This is a genomic window from Arthrobacter sp. UYCu723 (assembly GCF_054059215.1).
This window is the reverse complement of sequence record NZ_JBSSBW010000001.1, coordinates 2,312,119-2,332,165: the sequence shown is the minus strand read 5'-3', so window position 1 is coordinate 2,332,165 and position 20,047 is coordinate 2,312,119. Positions and strand designations below refer to the sequence as shown.

Annotated in this window: 14 protein-coding genes and 1 pseudogene; 11 read left to right on the top strand and 4 right to left on the bottom strand. The window is 66.3% G+C overall.

Translation table 11 applies throughout. The annotated features are described in order from the left end of the window. Window positions 1-41 precede the first annotated feature (41 nt). The 3 genes from ACVWZ8_RS10905 (at window position 42) to ACVWZ8_RS10895 (ending at window position 4,838) form a co-directional block, all read left to right on the top strand. Window positions 42-1,382 (top strand): S8 family peptidase, encoded by a 1,341-nt coding sequence (locus ACVWZ8_RS10905; RefSeq protein ID WP_456504648.1) that lies wholly within the window; start codon window positions 42-44, stop codon window positions 1,380-1,382. Between the two features lie 197 nt (window positions 1,383-1,579). Beyond that, a complete protein-coding gene (locus ACVWZ8_RS10900) occupies window positions 1,580-2,917 on the top strand; it encodes an ammonium transporter (protein WP_426979303.1) in 1,338 nt (445 codons plus the stop codon). A 46-nt stretch (window positions 2,918-2,963) separates the two neighbouring features. Continuing rightward, window positions 2,964-4,838 (top strand): Na+/H+ antiporter, encoded by a 1,875-nt coding sequence (locus ACVWZ8_RS10895; protein ID WP_456504647.1) that lies wholly within the window; start codon window positions 2,964-2,966, stop codon window positions 4,836-4,838. An 80-nt stretch (window positions 4,839-4,918) separates the two neighbouring features. On the opposite strand, the gene ACVWZ8_RS10890 is transcribed toward ACVWZ8_RS10895, so the two are convergent. Beyond that, window positions 4,919-5,602, bottom strand: a complete 684-nt coding sequence (locus tag ACVWZ8_RS10890; protein WP_456504646.1) for a GntR family transcriptional regulator — start codon at window positions 5,600-5,602, stop codon at window positions 4,919-4,921. A 309-nt stretch (window positions 5,603-5,911) separates the two neighbouring features. On the opposite strand from ACVWZ8_RS10890, the gene ACVWZ8_RS10885 reads away from it, so the two are divergent. Genes ACVWZ8_RS10885 through ACVWZ8_RS10860 form a run of 6 tightly spaced genes read left to right on the top strand, consistent with a single transcriptional unit; the run spans window position 5,912 to window position 13,175 of the window. Next, complete coding sequence (locus ACVWZ8_RS10885) at window positions 5,912-6,982, top strand: ABC transporter permease (RefSeq protein WP_426979306.1); 1,071 nt, start codon at window positions 5,912-5,914, stop codon at window positions 6,980-6,982. Window positions 6,983-7,019: 37 nt separating this feature from the next. Next, on the top strand, window positions 7,020-8,744 hold the full coding sequence (locus tag ACVWZ8_RS10880) for an ABC transporter substrate-binding protein (protein ID WP_456504645.1): 1,725 nt from the start codon (window positions 7,020-7,022) through the stop codon (window positions 8,742-8,744). Window positions 8,745-8,804: 60 nt separating this feature from the next. Next, the gene (locus ACVWZ8_RS10875) at window positions 8,805-9,806 is read left to right on the top strand and encodes an ABC transporter permease (protein WP_426979308.1); all 1,002 of its coding nucleotides are present in this window, start codon (window positions 8,805-8,807) and stop codon (window positions 9,804-9,806) included. Then, the gene (locus ACVWZ8_RS10870) at window positions 9,803-10,879 is read left to right on the top strand and encodes an ABC transporter ATP-binding protein (RefSeq protein ID WP_456504644.1); all 1,077 of its coding nucleotides are present in this window, start codon (window positions 9,803-9,805) and stop codon (window positions 10,877-10,879) included. Before ACVWZ8_RS10875 ends, ACVWZ8_RS10870 begins: the two co-directional genes overlap by 4 nt. A gap of 8 nt (window positions 10,880-10,887) precedes the next feature. Continuing rightward, on the top strand, window positions 10,888-11,910 hold the full coding sequence (locus tag ACVWZ8_RS10865; RefSeq protein ID WP_456504643.1) for an ABC transporter ATP-binding protein: 1,023 nt from the start codon (window positions 10,888-10,890) through the stop codon (window positions 11,908-11,910). 23 nt (window positions 11,911-11,933) lie between these two features. Beyond that, a complete protein-coding gene (locus tag ACVWZ8_RS10860; RefSeq protein WP_456504642.1) occupies window positions 11,934-13,175 on the top strand; it encodes an amidohydrolase in 1,242 nt (413 codons plus the stop codon). Window positions 13,176-13,247: 72 nt separating this feature from the next. On the opposite strand, the gene ACVWZ8_RS10855 is transcribed toward ACVWZ8_RS10860, so the two are convergent. Next, window positions 13,248-14,480 carry an MFS transporter gene (locus ACVWZ8_RS10855; protein WP_456504641.1) on the bottom strand — a complete coding sequence of 411 codons (1,233 nt, stop codon included), beginning with the start codon at window positions 14,478-14,480 and terminating at the stop codon, window positions 13,248-13,250. 249 nt (window positions 14,481-14,729) lie between these two features. Further along, a complete protein-coding gene (locus ACVWZ8_RS10850) occupies window positions 14,730-16,103 on the bottom strand; it encodes a DUF3100 domain-containing protein (protein ID WP_426979313.1) in 1,374 nt (457 codons plus the stop codon). Window positions 16,104-16,388: 285 nt separating this feature from the next. Between ACVWZ8_RS10850 and ACVWZ8_RS10845 the strand changes: the two genes are divergently transcribed. Both ACVWZ8_RS10845 and ACVWZ8_RS10840 read left to right on the top strand, forming a co-directional pair. Beyond that, on the top strand, window positions 16,389-17,900 hold the full coding sequence (locus ACVWZ8_RS10845; protein ID WP_456504640.1) for a chlorohydrolase family protein: 1,512 nt from the start codon (window positions 16,389-16,391) through the stop codon (window positions 17,898-17,900). Window positions 17,901-18,014: 114 nt separating this feature from the next. Next, a pseudogene (locus ACVWZ8_RS10840) lies at window positions 18,015-19,367 on the top strand (LssY C-terminal domain-containing protein). A gap of 82 nt (window positions 19,368-19,449) precedes the next feature. Here the strand turns inward: ACVWZ8_RS10840 and ACVWZ8_RS10835 are convergent. After that, the gene (locus ACVWZ8_RS10835) at window positions 19,450-20,037 is read right to left on the bottom strand and encodes a DnaJ family domain-containing protein (RefSeq protein ID WP_456504639.1); all 588 of its coding nucleotides are present in this window, start codon (window positions 20,035-20,037) and stop codon (window positions 19,450-19,452) included. Window positions 20,038-20,047 lie beyond the last annotated feature (10 nt).

Sequence of the window (20,047 nt, the reverse complement as noted above, 5' to 3'; positions counted from 1 at the left end):
GTACCGCTTATCCACCGACGCATGGCGCGTGGTACCGGCGGATGCTGGGGGCTCTTGCTGCGATGGCGTTGGCTGCCGGCGGCGGGATTGTGGCTGCAGCCCCATCGCTCGGGGCCGAGACGAAGCAAAGCTACATTGTGGTCCTCAAGGACACCGTGCCGGATGCGGCTGCGGTTGCGGCCGCACACCAGGGCAAATTCGGTTTCGCCGCCGCCAGGGTCTACAGCTACGCGGTGAATGGGTACGCGGGCACGATGACGGCGGCCGAGGCGCAGGCCGTCGCGGCTGAACCCGACGTCGAGTTCGTCTCGCTGGGCCGGCACTTTGACAAGCCTCGAGACCCGGAACCGCCCAGCACCCAGGTCGCCCCTTTCTGGTGGCTGCGCATGGGCGGCAACATGGACAAGGCCCGGGATGACGGTGACAACCGTAGCGGTTCTGTCGACGTGAATGTGGCAGTCATCGACAGCGGGATCGACGGCACCCACCCGGACCTCAACGTGCGGGGCGGCATTGACTGCTCCTCGGGGACGCCGGTCAAGGTGACCCCCGTTGATGTCATGGGCCACGGGACTTCCGTGGCGGGCATCATCGGCGCCCGGAACAACAATATCGGGATCATCGGCACGGCTCCCGGCACACCGCTGTGGTCCGTCCGGGTGGTCAACGACGCCCTCGGAATCACCGAGGAGAGCCTGATTTGCGCCATCGACTGGGTGACTTCGACGCGCAAGGACAAGAACCGCAGCAACGACATCGAGGTTGCCAACATCAGCATCGGCGGCCCGGGCAGCGACACTCCTGACTGCGGGCGCGGCACGGATCCGATGCATTACGCGATCTGCCGCTCGGTCAAGGCCGGAGTCGCATATGCCGTCGCGGCCGGAAACGATACTGCCGACCTCGCCGGAACCGTACCGGCGGCCTATCGGGAGGTGCTCACCGCGACCGCCATCGCGGACTTCGACGGACGTCCCGGCGGACTGGCCGCGCCGGTCTGCGGGACTGAAAAGTGGGCCGCCATCGGACAACTGGACGACCACCCAGCGCTCTTCTCCAACTTCGCCACACATTCCCGGGACAAGCGCCACACCGTCGCAGCACCCGGCGTCTGCATGCTGTCGACAGCTCCGCTGGCGACGACGCCCGGCTACAGCGTGAACGCCGGAACGAGCTTCGCAAGTCCCGCCGTGGCAGGCTCGGTGGCCCTGTGCATCAGCAAGAAGGTCTGCCATGGCTCAGGCAAAGAGGTGATGGAGGAATTCCTGGACCGGGCCGAGGACTCCAACAAGAAGCACCACGGCCATGGCTTCGAGGGTGACCCGCTCCGCCCTGCCGACTCGCAGTACTACGGCTACCTGACCCAGCTCACGATGTTCTGACCTCACCCCGCAGTGAGCACCTGCTAACGTCCCTGAAACATGGCCGTTACGTGATCGTCACGCCGGCACAATTCCCGTAACTTCCCTGCAACGTTCCGCCCGACTCCCGGAAACACGAATCCGGGAGCATTGAACCCGGACTGGGGGCCGGCGGCGATGCGCACCGGCATGGCGAATTGTGGAGAAGGGACACGCAGGTGGAACTCACTGCGGGAAACGTCTGGGTGATGGTATCGGCAGGGCTCGTCTTGCTGATGACCCCGGCACTCGGCCTCTTTTACGGCGGCATGACCAGGGCGAAAGCCTCGCTCAACATGATCATGATGAGCTTCGTCTCCGCGGGGATCGTCGGCGTCGTCTGGATCCTGTGGGGCTACTCCATGACGGGTGGGCACGGCGTTCTGGGCATCTTCGGTGATCCGTTCGCCAGCTTCGGCCTGCAGAGCCTCCTCGGCTCCCCGGAACTGATCAGGGCCGGCTACGGCGCCACGTTCGCCATCATCACCGTGGCCCTGATCAGCGGCGCCATCGCCGACCGCGCCAAGTTCACCTCGTGGGCTCTCTTCGTGCCCGTCTGGGTCACCCTGGTTTACTGCCCGCTCGCCTTCATGGTCTGGGGCGGCGGCCTGATGAGCCAGCACGGGGCCGTCAGTTCGGTCTTCGGGCAAGTGATCGATTTCGCCGGCGGCACGGTGGTCGAAATCAGCTCCGGCACCGCCGCGCTGGTCCTGGTCCTGATCCTGGGCAATCGCCACGGCTTCGGCAAGGACCCCGCCCACCGCCCGCACAACATTCCCTTCATCATGCTGGGAGCCGGCATCCTGTGGTTCGGCTGGTTCGGCTTCAACGCCGGCGCCGCGACGACGGCGGAGCAGGCCGGCCTGATCTGGATCAACACCCTGGCCGCCCCGGCCGCAGCCATGCTCAGCTGGCTGGTCACGGAAAAGATCCGGCACGGGCACCCCACCTCACTCGGCGCCGCGTCCGGCGTCGTCGCCGGCCTGGTCGCGATCACCCCCTCCTGCGCCAATGTCAGCCCGGTCGCCGCCATCGGTCTGGGCCTACTGGCGGGTGCCGCCTGCACCGTGTTTGTCGACTTGAAGTACAAGCTGGGTTTCGATGACTCGCTCGACGTCGTCGGCGTCCACCTCGGCGGCGGGCTGGTCGGCACGCTCGCGCTGGGCTTCATCGCCCTGCCTGTCGACGGCGCCGGCGGCGGCCTGTTCTACGGCGGCGGGATCCAGCAGCTGATCGCCCAGCTGGTCGCCGTCGTCCTCACCGTACTGCTGTCCGGGTTTGCGACGGCGGCCATCGGGCTTGCCATCCACAAGACCATCGGCTTCCGGGTGAGCCGCGAAGCCGAATTCTCCGGGGTGGACCGCTCCGAACACGCGGAGAGCGCCTACGAATTCGCCGACGTGGGCCAGAGCCGCTTCAACCCCTTCGGCCACCACGTCCAGGCCCGTCAGGTCCGGAACGTTCCGGCCCACGCCGGTGAATCGGCCCAGCATCCGAAGGAAGACAGCCTCGTTTAGGGAACCCGTGCGGGGAGCCCCTCCCCGCACCTGACAGAATGGCACAATGGACGTCGCCCTGGGACTGCTGGTTCTCGTGGCGGTGGTGTGTGCCGGCAGCGCGCTGGGCAGGAAGCTCAATGTCTCCGTCCCGCTGCTGCTGGTGCTGGCCGGCGTTGCGGGTTCCTTCCTGCCGTTCGTCCCGCGGATCGAGCTGAATCCCGAACTGGTCCTGGTGGGGCTCCTGCCGCCGCTGCTCTATGCCGCCGCGCTGCGGACCTCGCTGTTCGACTTCCGCTCCAACCGCCGCGCCATCGGCCTGCTCTCCGTCGGCTACGTCATTTTCGGCACCATCACCGTGGGCCTGGTGGTGTGGTGGCTGTTTCCGGAGATCCCGCTGGCCGCCGCCATCGCCCTCGGCGCCGTGGTCGCGCCGCCGGACGCCGTGGCCGCGACTGCGATCGCCCGCAAGGTCGGCATGCCGCGCAGGATTGTCAGCATCCTCGAAGGCGAGTCGCTGGTCAACGACGCGACGGCCCTCGTCTGCCTACGCGCTGCCATCGCCGCCATCGCCGGGTCCGTCTCGGCAGCAGGGGTTGCCGGCGGATTTCTGGTTGCGGCCGGCGGCGGGCTGGTGGTTGGACTGGCCGCGGCCTACGTCCTGACGGAGCTCCGCAAGCGGATCCGGAACGTCGCGATCAATACTTCGACGTCACTGATGGCGCCGTTTGTCGCGTACCTGCCGGCCGAAGCGATCCACGCCTCGGGGGTCCTCGCCGTCGTCGTCACCGGCCTGGTGATGGGCACGAAGGCGCCGTCCATGCCCAACGGCGCCGCCCGCCTGAGCCAGCGCAGCAACTGGAACACGGTGCAGTTCCTGCTGGAGAATTCCGTCTTTCTGCTGATCGGCCTGCAGGTCCGGACCATCATTGAAGGCGTCCAGGATGACTCGCTGGGGGCCGCCCGGATCTGGACCGGCTGCGCCGTGATCCTGCTGGCGGTGCTGGTGCTCCGGCCGGTCTGGGTGTTCCCCGCGACCTATCTCCCCCGGCTGGTCCCCGCCGTGCGCCGGAATGACCCCGCCCCGCCGTGGCAGTTCGCGGCAATCGTGTCCTGGGCCGGGATGCGCGGGGTGGTGACCCTGGCCGCGGTGCTGGTGTTGCCCGCGGACCTGGAACACCGGACGGTGCTGATCCTGGCCGCCATGGTGGTGGTCGGCGGCACCCTGGCGCTCCAGGGCTTCACCCTCCCGGCCATGGTTCGGCTGCTGCGGCTGCAGGGCCCAGACCAGCGCGAGGACGCCCTGAACCAGGCCTCCCTGATGCAACTGGCTACCGCCGCCGGGGTGGAGCGCCTGCAGGAACTCCGCACTGACAGCGATCCGCCGGAGGTCGTGGCCATGCTGCAACGGCGCACGCAGGAACGCGGCCTGGCGGCCTGGGAACGGCTCGGCCGGCCGTCGTCGGAAGCGGCCACCCCGAGCCAGCGCTACGCCCAGCTGCGCCTTGCCATGCTGGACGCGGAGCGGGCCAAGGTACTGGAGCTGCGGAGCGGGGGCGAGTACGCCCACGAGATCCTCAGCGCCGTCCTGGACCAGCTGGACATTGAGGAATCAATGCTCGACGTCGCGCTGAACGAGCTGGACACATCCGGCGAGGGAGGCGGGGAAGGCATCGCGCGGCCGGGCGGGATCTGCGGGCACCTGGAGTCCGCCACGTCCCCGGACGTGCCCCGCGACGCTTATTGCGCGGACTGCGCCCGGGAAGGCACGACGACGGTCCACCTCAGGATGTGCCTGGCCTGCGGCAACGTGGGGTGCTGTGATTCCTCGCCCGGAACGCACGCCTCCAGGCACTTCGACGCCACGGGCCACCCGGTGATGCGGAGCATTGAACCGGGCGAAAACTGGCGCTGGTGCTATGAGGACGATCTGCTCGGGTGACGGGCCTCCAGCCACGGGCGCAGCTTGCTGACCCGGAAGGGCCGGGCGGTGCCGTGAATGTGGCTACGCGTCGCCGATCCTCAAGGGGCTAGCGTTTGGGCGAGCCCGGCAAGCACCGGCTCACGGCCCAACTCGATATGTGAGTAGGCCAGCGCATAGGCCAGGTCCGGACGGCCCTTGAGGATAGCGTCGCAGAGCTCCACATGTTCGTCGCGTTGGAGTTCATTGCTGCGGTTGTGAGCCAGACCGAAGATCCAGCGCATTCGGCCGAAGAGTGGCTTGACCGATTCGACCAGCAGACGGTTGCCTGAAAGCCGGACTATCTCGGCGTGGAATTCCGCACTGAGGCTCGCGACGTCCGCCGTCCGGCCGCTGTCGATGGCGAGCCGTGTTTGGTCCACCAGTTCCTGCAGGCGCATGCCGTTTTCGCCCCCCGCAACCCGGACTGCCGCCATCCGGGCAGCGAATGTTTCAAGGCAGAGCCGGACGTCAAAGAGTTCGTTGACGTCTGTGAGCGTTAGCCGCCTGACCGCCGCACCCCTGCGGGGGAAGGTCTCAACGAAGCCGTCCTGTTCGAGGCGCTGGATGGCCTCCCGCACGGGAATCCTTGACACGTTATGCAGTTCCGATAGTTCCCGTTCGCGCAGCCGCGTTCCCTGCTCATATTTGCCGGCCACAATGCCCTCAAGGACCAACTGATACACGTTTTCAGCCCGGACCTCGTCGTCCCGACCGTTCAGCGCATCCCCCTTCGGTTCAACCACACTCACACCGCCATTCATCACTCACCCCGTGGCCCTGGCGGACGGCGCCGCCCGGCGTTCCACCTGAGCATACACGTGCCCGACTGTCGGTTCCGGGCACCTTCAATGCCTCCCGCGGTCCCGGCCCCAGTGCCTTGCCGAAGGGAAGGGCAGGCTGGCCACTTCGCAGTGGAACCCAGACCAACAACATTCTCTGGTATTCCAGATCTCACCAATTTGTGATTTACATCGCACAAATGGTGCTCTAATCTTTGCTTGGTATACAAAATGATGGAGCTTGCTCCTTGGACCCTGAATCGAGCGTTCCCGATGACCCAGCTTCAGTCCGGTGCCGAACCAACTGCTGCGAGTCCGTTCCCGGCCGACAGCGACGACGGCGCGAGCCGCCCCTTGTCCCCCGGCGCCCAAACCACCCTCAGGGCTGTCCCCGCCGACGCACGGTCGCTGCTGGCCACGGCCTGGCTAAGGATCCGCAGGAGCAAGATCGCCCTGCTCAGCCTCTGTGTCGTGGTGGCAATCATGCTATTTGCCGTCCTCGCGCCTTTCCTCAGTGCCTGGTCCGGAAATGATCCCTTCACCTCCAACACCAGCCCCGACGTGCTTGATGACTTCGAAACCCCGGGCCTGCCACTTCCCGGCTACATGTATCCCTCTGGGCAGCACTGGCTGGGGGTAGAACCCGGGCTCGGGCGGGATCTGTTCGCCCGGCTTGCCTTTGGTGGTCAGGTCTCCCTCACCATCGCCCTCCTGTCAACCGCCGTCTCGGTTGTCCTTGGCACTGTGCTCGGCGCGGCGGCCGGCTACTTCGGAGGCAAGACGGACGCGATCATCAGCCGCATCATGGATCTTTTCCTCGCCTTCCCGCACCTCTTGCTGGTGCTCTCACTGACGCCCATCCTTCAGTCCCGGCTGCGCGGCACCGCTCTGGGCCAGGGCAGCTTCCTGCCCATGGCCTCGCTGGTAATCATCCTGGGGTTCTTCGGCTGGGCGTATCTTGCCCGGATCGTCCGGGGCCAGGTCCTCAGCCTCCGGGAGCGTGAATTTGTTGAGGCGGCCCGCTCGTTCGGCGCCTCCCACCTCAGCGTGCTGTTTCGGCAGATCATCCCCAATGTGATGGGCGTCGTGCTGGTTTACGCCACCATGCTCATCCCCACCAACATCTCCGCGGAGGCCGCACTGTCCTTCCTCGGCGTCGGCGTCAAGGACCCGACGCCGTCGTGGGGCCAGATGCTCAACGCCGCCCAGTCCGGCAACTGGTACCTCAGCGATCCATGGTTCCTGGCCGTCCCCGGCGCCATGCTGATCGTCACTGTCCTGGCGTTCAACCTGCTCGGCGACGCCGTTCGTGATGCCTTGGACCCCAAAGCATCACGCCACTAGCACCCATCACCATCACCCACCCCGTATGAGGAGAACCATGAAATACCCATCCAGAGTGCTGGCACTTGCTGTGCTGATCTCCATGGCCGCCACCGGCTGTGCCGCGTCCCAGGGACAGCCGGGCACCACCAAAACCAGCGGCTCAGCGACGGAGCTGGCCGCGGCGGTAGTCAAGCCCGGCTTCACCACGAAGGGCGGCAACATCAATGTCCTGATGTCCTCCGACTTCCAGACGCTTGACCCTGGAAACAGCAACTACGTCCAGACGGCCAATGTCGGACAGTTGTACTACCGGACGCTCACCATGGCCAAAGAAACCGCGGGCCAGCCGCCCACCATCGTCCCGGACCTCGCCACGGACACTGGGAAGGTTTCCGCCGACGGCCTCACGTGGACATTCACGCTCAGGGACGGCGTCAAGTTCGAGGACGGCCGGCCGATCACATCGGCGGACGTCAAATACGGCATCGAACGCACCTTCGCCCAGGACGTCTACACGCAGGCGCCCCAGGAGCTGAATTCCGCGCTCGACGCCGGCGGCTACAAAGGACCCTACAAGGATCCGGCCGCAGTGCTCCAGGCAGTCGAGACCCCGGACCAGCGCACTGTTGTGTTCCACCTGAAGAAGCCGTTCGCTGAATTTCCGGCGCTGGCCTCACGGTCCAACACCGCTCCTGTGCCCCAGGACAAGGACACCAAGCTGGACTATACGAACCACCCGGTCTCGTCCGGCCCTTACATGGTGGAATCGTACAACCGCGGCAAGTCGCTCAAGCTCGTCCGCAACCCGCATTGGGATCCCGCGACGGATGCCAACCGCCCGGCGCTCCCGGACACCTTCAGCTTCTCGCTGTCCACATCTCAGGCCACCATCAGCCAGCAGCTGCTGGCCAACGCAGACACCAACGCCATCACCCTGGACTCGAACGGTGCCTTGCAGACCTCGGATTCGGCCAAGCTGGCCGATGCCCAGGTCAAGGACCGGGTCGCCTCGGGGCTGCTGGGCTGCAACGACGTGCTGAGCCTGAACACGCAGAAGATCCCGGACCCGGATGTCCGCAAGGCAATTGCGCTTGCCCTGGACCGCCAGTCGATCCTGGTCCAGTACGGAGGACGCCGTTTCGGCGAGCTCACCCAGACGCCGCTGAACGACAAGATGCGCGGTTACGTGGCCCAGGAGTTGGAGATCGATCCCAGCGGCAAGCCCAAGCTGGACGAAGCCAAGAAACTCCTGGAAGGCAAGACGTACCCCAAGTCCCTCACCTTCGGCTACGCCAACAACCGGGACGCCTACAAGAACACGGGCACGGTGGTCCAGGAAAACCTCAAGGCCCTGGGCATCGAGGTACAGCTGGTGCCGATTCCGGCCCCGAACTACTACTCCGTCATGGCCAGCGAGCAGCTGCCGGACATCGGACGTTCAGGCTGGTGCGGGGGCGCCGATCCGGCTTCGATCCGGACCTCGGCGGACCCCATCCTCGGCCCGAACAACGATGGCACCACTTACGGATTCTCCAACACCTCACGCTACTTCGACCCTCAGGTATCCAAGGCCATGTTTGAGCTGCGGGACACCGCGGGGACGTCTGAGGAGCTGGGCAAGAAGTGGTCCGAGGAGTTCGGAAAGGCCCTGAAGACCTACCCAATCATTCCGCTCGTCCGCAGCCACACGAACAGCGTCGTCGGTTCCAACGTCCGCAACGCCCAGGTGGGCTACTTCTTCGGCGGCATCGACCTGTCCATCGTCGGCGTCGAGCACTAACCGGTCCTCACAGAAGGAGACGCGGGCCGCCCGGCTTCAGGCGGGCGGCCCGCAACCACAATGATCAGATTCATACTTCGCCGGACAGGCTCCCTGGTCCTGCTACTCATAGCCGTCAGCTTCATCACCTTCACACTGTTCCAGCTGGGTCCGGCTGATCCGGCCTCGGCTGCCTGCGGCCAGGAATGCACGCCGGAACGCGTCGCCGAGGCGCGCGTGGCCCTCGGCATGGACCAGCCGTTCTTCATCCAATACGCCGACTACATGCGCGGCCTGGTTTCGCCGCGCATGATCGGCGCCCCCGGCGCCGAATCCGTCTGCCAGTGGCCCTGCCTCGGAAAATCGTTCCAGACGAATGAGAACGTCTCGGACATCATCAGCCGGTCCCTGCCCTACACGCTCTCGATGGCAGTCGGCGCCCTGGTCCTTTGGACGGTGTCGGGCGTGGGTCTCGGCCTGCTCGCAGCCCTCAGGAAAGGTAGCGCCACCGACAAGTTCATCGTCGGCGCCGCGTCCGTGGGCGTCTCGCTGCCGATCCCGGTCACGGGCCTGTTCCTGCTGCTGGTGTTTGTCAATCAGCTCCATCTCCTGCCGTTCACGACCAATGAGATCAACAGCCCGTTCGGCTCCCAGGGGCCGTGGGCCTGGGTGCTGAACTATCTGCTGCCGTGGATTGCCCTCGCCGTGCTGTTCAGCGCCTCCTATATCCGGGTCACCCGCACCAACATGATTGAAACGTTCGGTGAGGACTTCATCCGCACGGCCCGGGCCAAGGGACTGGCCCCGCGGACCGTGACGTTCAAGCACGGCGTCCGGGCCGGAATCACCCCGATCGTGACCATGCTCGGCATGGACATCGGTCTGCTGCTTGGCGGCGCCGTCCTCACCGAACAGATCTTCTCCGTGCCCGGTCTCGGGTTCACCGCGGTCCGGGCCGCGATTTCCGGCGACCTGCCCGTCACCATGGCCATCACCATGCTGGCCGCCTTCTTCGTGATCGTCGCCAATGTCGCCGTCGACCTCGCCTATGCCGCCATCGATCCCCGAGTGAGGCTCCAATGACCCAGACCCATCCCAGCTCGGCGGGCACTTTCCCGTCCTCCGCGCCAGCCCCTGCAGCGGACGGCGGCGCGGCCGCCGCCTTCCTGGACGTCCGGAACCTGTCAGTGGGGTTCCCCACCGACGACGGCCTGGTCTCGGCTGTCAACGGCATGGATTTCACCCTTGAGCGCGGGCAGACGCTTGGCATCGTTGGCGAATCCGGATCCGGAAAATCGGTGACGATCCAGGCACTGATGGGCCTGCTGAAAGGCACCTCGGCCCAGGTCTCCGGCCAGGCCCTGTTCCAAGGCAAGGACCTCATCACGCTGTCCGAGTCGGGGATGCGCCAGCTGCGTGGCCGGAACATCGGCATGATCTTCCAGGACCCGCTGTCGGCACTGCACCCGTTCTACAGGGTCGGCCACCAAATTGCCGAGGCCTACCTCGTCCACCACCATGCGAGCAAGAAGCAGGCCCGGGCTGCGGCCATCAATATGCTCGGCCGGGTGGGGATTCCCAGCCCCGAGCAGCGCTACGACGAGTACCCGCACCATTTCTCCGGCGGCATGCGGCAGCGGGCCATGATCGCCATGGCCCTCATCTGCGAACCGGAACTGCTCATCGCGGACGAGCCCACCACGGCCCTGGACGTGACCGTCCAGGCGCAGATCCTGGACCTCATGGCCGAACTCCAGGCGGAAACCAACTCTGCGCTGATCCTCATCACCCACGATCTGGGCGTCGTGGCCGAGGTCTGCGATTCCGTGCTTGTCATGTACGGCGGCCAATGTGTCGAGTCCGGACCGGTGGACGAGATCTTCTACGACACCCGGCATCCGTACACCCTTGGCCTCCTCAATTCCATGCCGACGCTCGCCGGCACCTCCGGCCGCCTCAACCCGATCCCCGGCCAGCCGCCGTCGCTGCTTGACCTGCCGTCAGGGTGCATCTTCAGCTCCCGGTGCGACTACGCCGCGCTGGCCGGCGCCGACGTCTGCCGGGAGCAGCGGCCCGAGCTCCTGGTGGAGGCTGGCCACGGCAAGCGCTGCCATCTCAGCAGCCCCCAGCTCATCACTATCCGGACTTCGCGTTAGGACCCGCCATGGACAGGCAGCCAATTCTCCAGGTGGAGAACCTTCAAAAGCATTTCCCCGTCAAGGGCGGGCTCTTCTCCTCCGGCGGGCATCGTTCGGTCAAGGCCGTCGACGGCGTCTCGTTCAGTCTCGAACGAGGCCAGACACTCGGGCTTGTGGGTGAGTCCGGGTGCGGAAAATCCACGACGGGCCGCATGGTCGCCCGCCTGCTGGACCCCAGCTCCGGACGGGTCGTCGTCGGCGGCGTCGATATCAGCAAGCTGCGCGGGCGGGATCTGTACAGCTTCCGCCGCGAAGTACAGATGATCTTCCAGGACCCGTTCGCGTCACTCAACCCGAGGCAGACAGTCGGTACCGCGATCGCCGCGCCGATGGTGGCGCAGAAGATCAATCCGCCCGCAGGGCTGAAGAACCGCGTCAAGGAACTCATGGAGCAGGTGGGCCTTAAACCCGAACATTACAACCGCTTTCCGCATGAGTTCTCTGGCGGCCAGCGCCAGCGGGTGGGCATCGCCAGGGCCATTTCGCTGCAACCCTCTGTGATCGTGTGCGACGAACCGGTGTCCGCCCTGGACGTCTCCGTCCAGGCGCAGGTGATCAACCTGCTCCAGGAGATCCAGCGTGACACCGGTGTCGCGTACATCTTCATCGCCCACGACCTCTCCGTCGTCCGGCACATCTCCCACCAGGTAGCCGTCATGTACCTCGGCAAGATTGTCGAACAGGGCCCCCGTGAGGAACTGTTCCGCCTTCCCCGGCACCCGTACACGCAGGCGCTCCTGTCCGCGGTGCCGCTGCCCGATCCGCGCGAGGCCCGGCAACAGGTGAAGATCCGGCTCCGCGGAGATCTCCCGTCACCGGCCAACCCACCCAGCGGTTGCGTCTTCCGCACCCGCTGCCCGCTGTTCGGCACGCTGTCCGAGAGCCAGCAGCAGCTCTGTATCAGCGACATTCCCCCGTCGGCCGGCCCAGCCGCCCCGGCCTGCCACCACGCGGGGCTGGCAGCTGCCGCCCCCGCCGGTGTGAAATAGACCCAACACAAAGGAGCATTACATTGACTACCCTGATCCGCGCCGTCCGTCCCTGGGGACAGGCCCTGAGCGACGTCCTGCTAAAGGACGGCAAGATCGCCGGCATCGAGCCGCATGACCCGGTTCGAACGCCGGCGGACTCGTCCGGCCCCCTGGGCGGGTCGGTAACCGTCGTCGAAGGCCGCGGCCGGCTGCTGGTCCCGTCCTTCTCCGACGTCCATGTTCATCTGGACTCGACCCGCATCGGCCTGCCGTTCCGCGAGCACACCGGCGGCCCCGGCGTCTGGACCATGATGATGAATGACCGGCAGAACTGGCGCCAAGCCGAGGTCCCCCTCCAGGAACGCGTCAACCGCACACTCGGCCGGATGATCGCGCGCGGCACCACCCGGGTCCGCTCCTACGCCCAGGTTGACGTGGACTGCCGGCTGGAGCGTTTCGACGCGGTCCTGGCGGCCAAGGAACAGTTCAAGGACCAGGCCGACGTCGAAATCATCGCGTTCCCGCAGGCCGGCCTCCTGCTTGAGGACGGCACCGTGCCGCTGATGGAGGAGGCCCTCAGGGCCGGGGCCAATGTCATGGGCGGCATCGATCCGTGCAGCCTGGACCGCGACCCCGCCCGGCATCTGGACATCGTTTTCGGCCTCGCGGAGAAGTATCAGGTCCCCATCGACATCCACCTCCACGAGCCCGGCGAGCTCGGCGTCTTCAGCACGGACCTCGTCCTTGAGCGCACCCGCGCCCTGGGGATGCAGGGCAAAGTCACCATGTCCCACGCCTACCAGCTGGGCAGCGTCTCCGAGGCCACCACGCACCGGCTGATCGAGAAATTCGCGGAGTTGGACGTTTCGATGGCCTCCGTGGCGCCCGCCCAGTCAGGGCAACTGCCGCTCCCGCTGCTGGCCGAGGCCGGCGTCCGGGTTGGCCTTGGGGAAGACGGCCAGCGCGACTACTGGTCCCCGTACGGCAATACGGACATGCTGGACCGCACCTGGCAGCTCGCCTTCACACACGGTTTCCGCAGGGATGAGCTGATCGAGCACTGCCTGGCGATCGCCACCGTGGGCGGCGCCAGCGTGCTGGACCCGGCTGCCACCCGGTTGAAGGGGACCGCGCACCGGCCGGGCCTTGAGGCCGGGGATCCCGCCGAGCTGCTGCTGGTGGACGGCGAGACGGTCGCCTCCGCAGTCATGGACCGGGGCACGGACCGCACCGTGATCCACCGAGGCCGCGTCGTGGCGGACCAACTGCAGTTGCTTCCCTAAGCCCGCAACACAAGTGGCAGGTCCCTCGCTTGAGGGACCTGCCACTTTTCCTTTGCGTGTCTTCTACCCGGCTCAGCTTCCGACGCCGGCCGGCTGGGCGTCCGCGGCCGGTACGTCCCTTGCGTCGACGGACACCATCGGCCCCTTCGCTGCGAAGTATCCTGCCAGCGCCAGCAGCCCGGCTTCGCCGGCCAGGGCCCAGAACGTTGCCTCCCAACCGCCCGTCAGATCATGCAGCAGCGCAGCGCCCAAGGGCCCCAGCGAGGCGAGGGCAAACCCCAGGCCCTGGCTCATCGCCGAAAGCCTCCCGGCGGCCTGGGGTCCTGACGATCGGAGCACGACGAGCGCAATGGCAAGGCCGAATCCAGCACTCTGGGCGACGCCCAGAACACCCACCAGAAGGAACTGCAGCTCAGCCGGGCCCGTCAGGACACCGAGCAACGCGGCCGCCACCAGCAGCCCCAAGCCGGGCGCCATGACCTTGAGGATCGCCGGCCGGCTCGCCAGAACCGGTGCCAGCAGGCTGGAGGGGAGGCCTGCCACGCTGTACCAGGCAAGGAGTGCGGCGGCGTCGCCGGTTGTCAGGCCTCTCGAGACGAGGTAGACCGTGAGCCACGAGGTCACGGCGAAGTACAGCATCGCCTGCAGGCCGAAGAACGCTGTCACTGCCCAGGCGGTTGCCTGCTGCCGCAGCGGCCGTGAGGCACGGGTGCGACCCGGGGTGCCCGCGGGCAGGCCGTCAGCGGAGGAGCACGACGCGTGACCGGAGACGGCAGGCTCCACCGGTGCCGGCGGACGGCCCCCCTGACGCAGGATGAGTACCGCGCCCAGCAGCGCCGGGACAGCCCACACCGCAAGCGCCCCCGCCAGGTTTCCTCCCAGGACGAGTTGCAGCGGCTGAATCAGCCCGGCTCCCAATGCCGCCCCGAGACCGAAGCCCATGCTGCACAGACCAGTCCACCAGCCCGAGCCCCGATTGGCTTTGACGATCTGGGGCAACAGCACGCTTGCTGTCATGATGGCCATCCCCGCAAGGAAAGTCCCGGGGAGCATGAGGGCAGGTACCAGCACACGGGCGGTCAGTGCCACGGCAAGCAGCAGCATCGCAAGAGCGACGGCCCTCCCTGCGCCCAGCCGCCGGGCGACCCACGGCCCGCATGGTGCGGAAATCCCGAAGGCAAGCACCGGAAGCGCCGCCAGGAGCGGGAGCGTCTGAGCAGCCACCCCGAGCCCTTCTTCCAGCTGGCCCATGGATCCGGCAATGGTCGTAATCGCCGGCCGAAGGTTGATGGAAACGAGGGTCAAAGCGATAAGGGTCAATGCGGTCTTGGCTCCCGCCCGGGTTCCGGACCGCCCCGTGGGCGCTTGGCGGTTTTTTCCACGGTCGTCTCCTGACTTATTTGGTATACCAAGAATACTCATCCTGGGGTTGGGAGTGGACTTGAGCGGAAGAAGACGGGGGACGACGCGCGTCTCAGACTCATTTTGGGATACCAAAGCAGTCTGAGTGTCAGGCGCGCAGAGGGGCGACGGCGGTTTTCCGCGGCAGCCTCGCTAGCCGCCGAGCGCAAACTGGCCCAGTGCGGCCGCCGCAACAAAGGAGGCACTGTAGGTCAGGAGGGCGACGACGACGATCTTCCAGCTCAGGGACTTCAGCGCCTTGATGTCCCTGCCAACGGTGAGCCCGATCAGTGTCAGTGCCGGCAGCCCTATGAGGATGACGTCCAGGTGCTGGGTGAGACCCGCGATGAGCCCCGCAGTGGGCAGGAACGGCGCCGAAAGCACGGTGGTTAAGGTCAGTACCCACACGCTGGATGGCACCGAAGGCAGCAACCGGGCGAGGCGGAATGACAGGCCGGTCAGCAGCACCAGCACGGCCACGCCCAGGGCGTCATTCCACGTGACGCTCTTTGTCCCGACGAAGTTCATCAAAAGAGCCGATGCTCCGGTGACCGCATAGGCGAGAATCGCGGTCACCCGGGTCACCCTGAGGGGCGGATCGACGTCCACTGCCACCGGAGGGGCAAGCCGCGTTTGGGCGGGCGCCGCCGCCGTGTTGCGGACCCGGCGGGTGGACGCGCCGTCGTCATCCCTTCCGAAGAGACGGCTCCAGAACGCGTAGAGGCGGCGGCACAGCGGCAGGGACAGGAATACTCCCGCATAGAAGCCCACGATGTTGGTGACAAGGTTGGACAACGCGGCCAGCGCCATGATTTCGCCGGCCTGGTCCGGGTACAGCAGGGACAGTGCCCCGACGCCTCCAAGCATCATCGATGCTGAGCCGAGGCCAAGCCCCAGGGCGAGCGCGCGCGGATCGAAGATATTCAGTCCGCCAAGGAAACCTGCCAGGAGGGAGATGAACACGGCGCCGAACAGGCTGCCGAGAAGCCACACCGAGAAGACGCCCCTGTACTCCCCGGACCGGACGCCGAACCGCTGTATGGCATAGGCGAGGAACGACTCGCGGTCGATGGACCACGTGGCTCCGACCGCCACGCGGCCCAGCCCCAGGGCCACGGCAACCGGCAGCGCCAGGATGACGGTGCCGAAGATATGACCCACTTCCTGAAGGAGGATCGCCGGGCCCAGCTCGGTGAGTTTCGCCAGGGAAGGCCCGATCTGGGTGCCGAGCCTGGCGAGGAAGAGGATGATGCCAATCTCCAGGAGCAGCGTGGCAACGGCGCGGCTTGCACCGGAAACACGCCGGACTCGCTGGGTTCCGAGGATTCCACCGAGGACCACGGCCCAGATGATGGGGAAGAGCACCACGGGGGCCGGCCCAAGCTGGAACTTATGGGTGCCGATCAAGACCGCCGCCACTGAGACAAGCAAGGAAACGGCCACGACCGTCCACCAGTGACGGCGGGTGATCTGTTGTTCCTGGACCGGGCCAGGGGTTTGATCGATGAGCTGGGTTTCTGACGCCATGGGGTAACTGTCCTTGTGGGGAAGGTCTTCCGCCGGTACGAGGCGGTAGCTGGGGCGGGGTGGTGGAGGTGCATCCTGCTAGGAGCCGTTTTGTATACCAAAATAGAATAGGTGAGCCGTGTCGAGATGTAAATCACTTTTTATTTTGGCTCTTCGGAGGGTTTTTAGCCGGGCACTCTCGACGTCCGTCAAAGTCCCGCTCTAGCGTCGGTATACCAAAACCGCTATGGTTTTGTTTGTGCGGTCCGACTGAGGTCCGCCCGGATCATCGAATCGGAGGTTGGTTTGCGCACCAGATTCAGCGCGGAATTCGTGCTCGGGCATGAAGCCGGTCAGCACGTTCTCATCCGCAACGGTGACGTTGTCTATGAGGACAGTCGCATTGTGTACGTCGGGCCGGACTACGAGGGTCCGACGGACGAGTCGTTTGATCTGGGCCGCTCCCTCATCACCCCGGGATTGATCGATCTTGACGCACTCACCGACATTGATCACCTGCTGATCGATTCGTGGGCGTCCGCGGACCGGGCCAATGACCTGCAATGGTCCGAAGACTATTTCCGCAACCGCCGCGCGGACGTCTTCACCGCGCAGGAGCGGCAAACCATCCGGAAATACGCCTTGGTGCAGCTGGCCCTGCACGGCGTCACGACGTATATGCCCATAGCCTCGGAGATCCATTCCGCCTGGGCAGAAAGTTTCGAAGAGCTCGCGGAGATGGCTGAAACATCCCGGCAGATCGGGCTGCGCGGCTACTTGGGCCCTGCCTACCGTTCCGGAGTGAACGTCGTCAGGCCCGACGGGAAACGGGACGTCGCCTTCGATGAGGAGCAGGGGCGCACCGGGCTTGCCGACGCCGTGCGGTTCCTGGACCACGCCGAGGAACTGGCGGATCCGCTGGTCAACGGGGTGCTCTTGCCGTGCAGGATTGAAACCCTCACCGCCGATCTCCTGCGCGCTACGGCTGCAATCGCCCATGAACGGCACGCGCTGGTCCGGCTGCACTGCCTTCAGGGCGCAACGGAGCGGGAGCTGCTGCAGCGCTGGTACGGGCTGACGCCTCTCCAGCTCCTGCAGCAGACGGGACTGATCCGTGAGCGCCTGCTCATCCCGCACGGGATCTTCGTGGACCGGAACCCTCTCGTGGACGGTGACGATCGAGGCGATCTGCAGACCTTGGCGGACGCCCGTGTCACCATCATCCACTGCCCGCTCACATCCCTCAGATATGGCATGGCCCTGGACTCGTTCGCCGCTTTCCGGGACGCCGGAATCAACCTGTGCCTCGGAACGGATTCCTTCCCGCCGGACCTCATTCGAGGCATGGACACGGGCGTGCAGCTGGCCAAGCTGATCGATGGCAAGCTGGACGCGGCCCCGGCGGAGCACTACTTTGAAGCGGCAACGCTAGGCGGTGCCCGAGCTCTGGACCGGCCGGACCTTGGGAAGCTGGAAGTCGGCGCTCAGGCTGATCTCGTCGCCTTCGCTCTGGATGACATCAGGGACGGCGTCATCGACGATCCGATTCGAACCCTGCTGCTGAGCGGAACGGCCCGGCAGGCGACGCATTCCGTCGTCGCCGGCCGCCTCGTGATGCGAGACGGCCGGATCCCCGGTATTGATGTCCAGGCCTTGAAAGACGAGGCCCAGAGACTTTTCACCACGATGCGCGATGCCTATTCCGACCGTGACACCGAACGCCGGACGCCTGGGCAGCTGTTTCCGCCGGCTTTTCCCTACGCGCCCGACCGGGCTCCGGCTGGTCCGCGGGATCGTGAAAGGGCAGGGAGCCACTGATAGCTGCGGCGAGGAATCGCCTCGATGAAATATCTCCGCCCCGGCTGCTGCTGGCCCGGACATGAGAAGGCACCCCGCACCATCTGACGGTCACAGCCTAGTAATATGGCCGTCATGACCAGGCCCGACGTTGAGGTTGAGGTCCACGCCGTGAGTGGCGAGACTCCTTACTCGATGCTGGACAAAGTGTTCTTCCTGGTCGGTGGCGTCTCGGCAGTGTGGCTGACGTCCCTGCTGTTGCAGGAGAGCTTCCAGTGGGGCTGGGCCCAGCTCTGGTCCATGTTCGTCTTCTGGGCGCTCCTCGCCTATCTGGTACTCCCCCGGCTGCACCGGATCCTGACGCGCATCTACGTTCCGGACTACTTCATCGGGCGGGCGCGCACCAGCGACGGGCTGCTCGGCGATCCGGTCAATGTGGCCCTGCTGGGATCAGAGCCGCAGGTGCACGGCGTGATGCGGGCCGGCGGATGGACGCTGGCTGATGACCTGACGCTGGCCAGCAGCCGCAGAATAGTCTCCGCAACCGTCCTTCGCCGCAGCTATCTCCAGGCCCCGGTGAGTCCGTTGTACCTGTTCGGCCGCTAGCAGGATTTCGCCTACCAGCAGGAAGTCGACGGGACCCCGGGAAAGCGCCACCACGTGCGCTTCTGGCGCTGCCCGCCAGGCTGGTTGCTCCCCGGCGGGCTGGCGGCGGACTGGCTGGCCGCCGGAACCTACGACCGCAGCGTCGGCTTTTCGCTCTTCACCCTGCAGATCACCCACAAGATCGACGAGCGGACTGACGCCGAACGCGACCACATTGTTGCGAGCGTCGTCCGGGCCGATCCGGCGGCTGCAGTCAGGGTGATCCGCGACTTCTCGACCGGTTACCATTCCCGCAATGGCGGCGGCGACACAATCACCACCGACGGCGACCTTCCCATCGTCGATCTCCGGAAGGCCACCGCGCCCGGGACATCCGCTGCCGGGCCGCCGAGCGACAGCCGCAGCAAGCGGCCCGCCCCCACGATCATCGGCGCGGCCCTCGTCGGTGCGCGGGCGGTGGCCGCCGGCCTCCTGGCGCTCTGGATCTTCCTGTTCCAGGAGGAGCATCAGGAACCGCTGCTTCAATCAGAAAACGGTTCCGGAATCACCGTCGGCCAGTCGGAAGGCATGCTCCTCACGTCACTCGTGGTGGTGCTCGTATTTGCGGTGGCGGAGCTGCTGCTCGCCTGGTTCGTGTTCCGGGGGCGGAACTGGGCGCGGACCTCGGCAATGGCGTTGAGTGCGTCGGCCATCTTCCTCCAGGCCCTCGACGTGCTCGACGGCGGCCCGGGAATCACATTGCAGTCCAACCTCCCCGGGCTGACGCTCGACATCCTGCTGATCCTTGCCCTCTCGAGCGAACGGGCGCGTGTCTACGCGCTGCGCGCCCGGAAGGAGCCCAAGCGGGACTCCGCCCGGCCCGGCGGCCGGGCTGCCTACTGAACGCTCCGGGCTTTGCCAACGTGGCAAAGAGGGCGGCGGCGGCGGACAATCCGCCGCCGCCGCATTGCGTCATTCCTTGCCGCTAAGTCGTCTTCCGCCGGCGCCACCAGGAGCGTTGGGGCTCCGGCTCCGGCGGGGCCGCAGCGGCGGCCGCCGCCCGGCGCGCGCGCCAGCGTTCCACTTCGGCGTCGACGTCCCGGGTCTTCGTGACCACGGGCGGCCCGCCCTGGAGCTGCCGCCTCGCATCGACGACGCGTGCGTTGAAGTCCTTCAGAATGTCCCGCACCTGCTTTTCGCTGAACTGGGCCTCGAGCCGGGCGTCCAGACCGGCGTCCTCGGTCCGGAGCAGAATGGCCTTCGGGCCAAGCCCGGTGATGTTCTCGCGCTGCAGCAGGCCCTTGACCCACCAGTCGGGGTCATACGCCTCCCCCAGCCCGGGGATGGGCTTGCCGGCGTACTTCAGGTTGTCGAATTTTCCCTGCGCCATGGCGTCGCGGATCAGGTATTCGGCCTTGGCGGCGTCGTCCACCTTCGCACGCTTCCGCCGGAGTTCCTCCTCGGCCGCGGTCAGCTCGTCATGCTCCTGGGCCGTGCTGCCGGCGGACCGGACGGCGCGGAGCTCAGCCGCCCGCTCCACCCGGCGCCGGAACGCGCTGCCGCCGCTGCTCATGAGCCGTCAC

What these genes read in the sequence shown, in the direction of transcription:
- ACVWZ8_RS10835 (WP_456504639.1), bottom strand. Translation starts at nt 20,037, where the DNA reads ATGAGCAGCGGCGGCAGCGCGTTCCGGCGCCGGGTGGAGCGGGCGGCT.
- ACVWZ8_RS10885 (WP_426979306.1), top strand. Translation starts at nt 5,912, where the DNA reads ATGACCCAGCTTCAGTCCGGTGCCGAACCAACTGCTGCGAGTCCGTTC.
- ACVWZ8_RS10875 (WP_426979308.1), top strand. Translation starts at nt 8,805, where the DNA reads ATGATCAGATTCATACTTCGCCGGACAGGCTCCCTGGTCCTGCTACTC.
- ACVWZ8_RS10865 (WP_456504643.1), top strand. Translation starts at nt 10,888, where the DNA reads ATGGACAGGCAGCCAATTCTCCAGGTGGAGAACCTTCAAAAGCATTTC.
- ACVWZ8_RS10870 (WP_456504644.1), top strand. Translation starts at nt 9,803, where the DNA reads ATGACCCAGACCCATCCCAGCTCGGCGGGCACTTTCCCGTCCTCCGCG.
- ACVWZ8_RS10880 (WP_456504645.1), top strand. Translation starts at nt 7,020, where the DNA reads ATGAAATACCCATCCAGAGTGCTGGCACTTGCTGTGCTGATCTCCATG.
- ACVWZ8_RS10905 (WP_456504648.1), top strand. Translation starts at nt 42, where the DNA reads ATGCTGGGGGCTCTTGCTGCGATGGCGTTGGCTGCCGGCGGCGGGATT.
- ACVWZ8_RS10850 (WP_426979313.1), bottom strand. Translation starts at nt 16,103, where the DNA reads ATGGCGTCAGAAACCCAGCTCATCGATCAAACCCCTGGCCCGGTCCAG.
- ACVWZ8_RS10895 (WP_456504647.1), top strand. Translation starts at nt 2,964, where the DNA reads ATGGACGTCGCCCTGGGACTGCTGGTTCTCGTGGCGGTGGTGTGTGCC.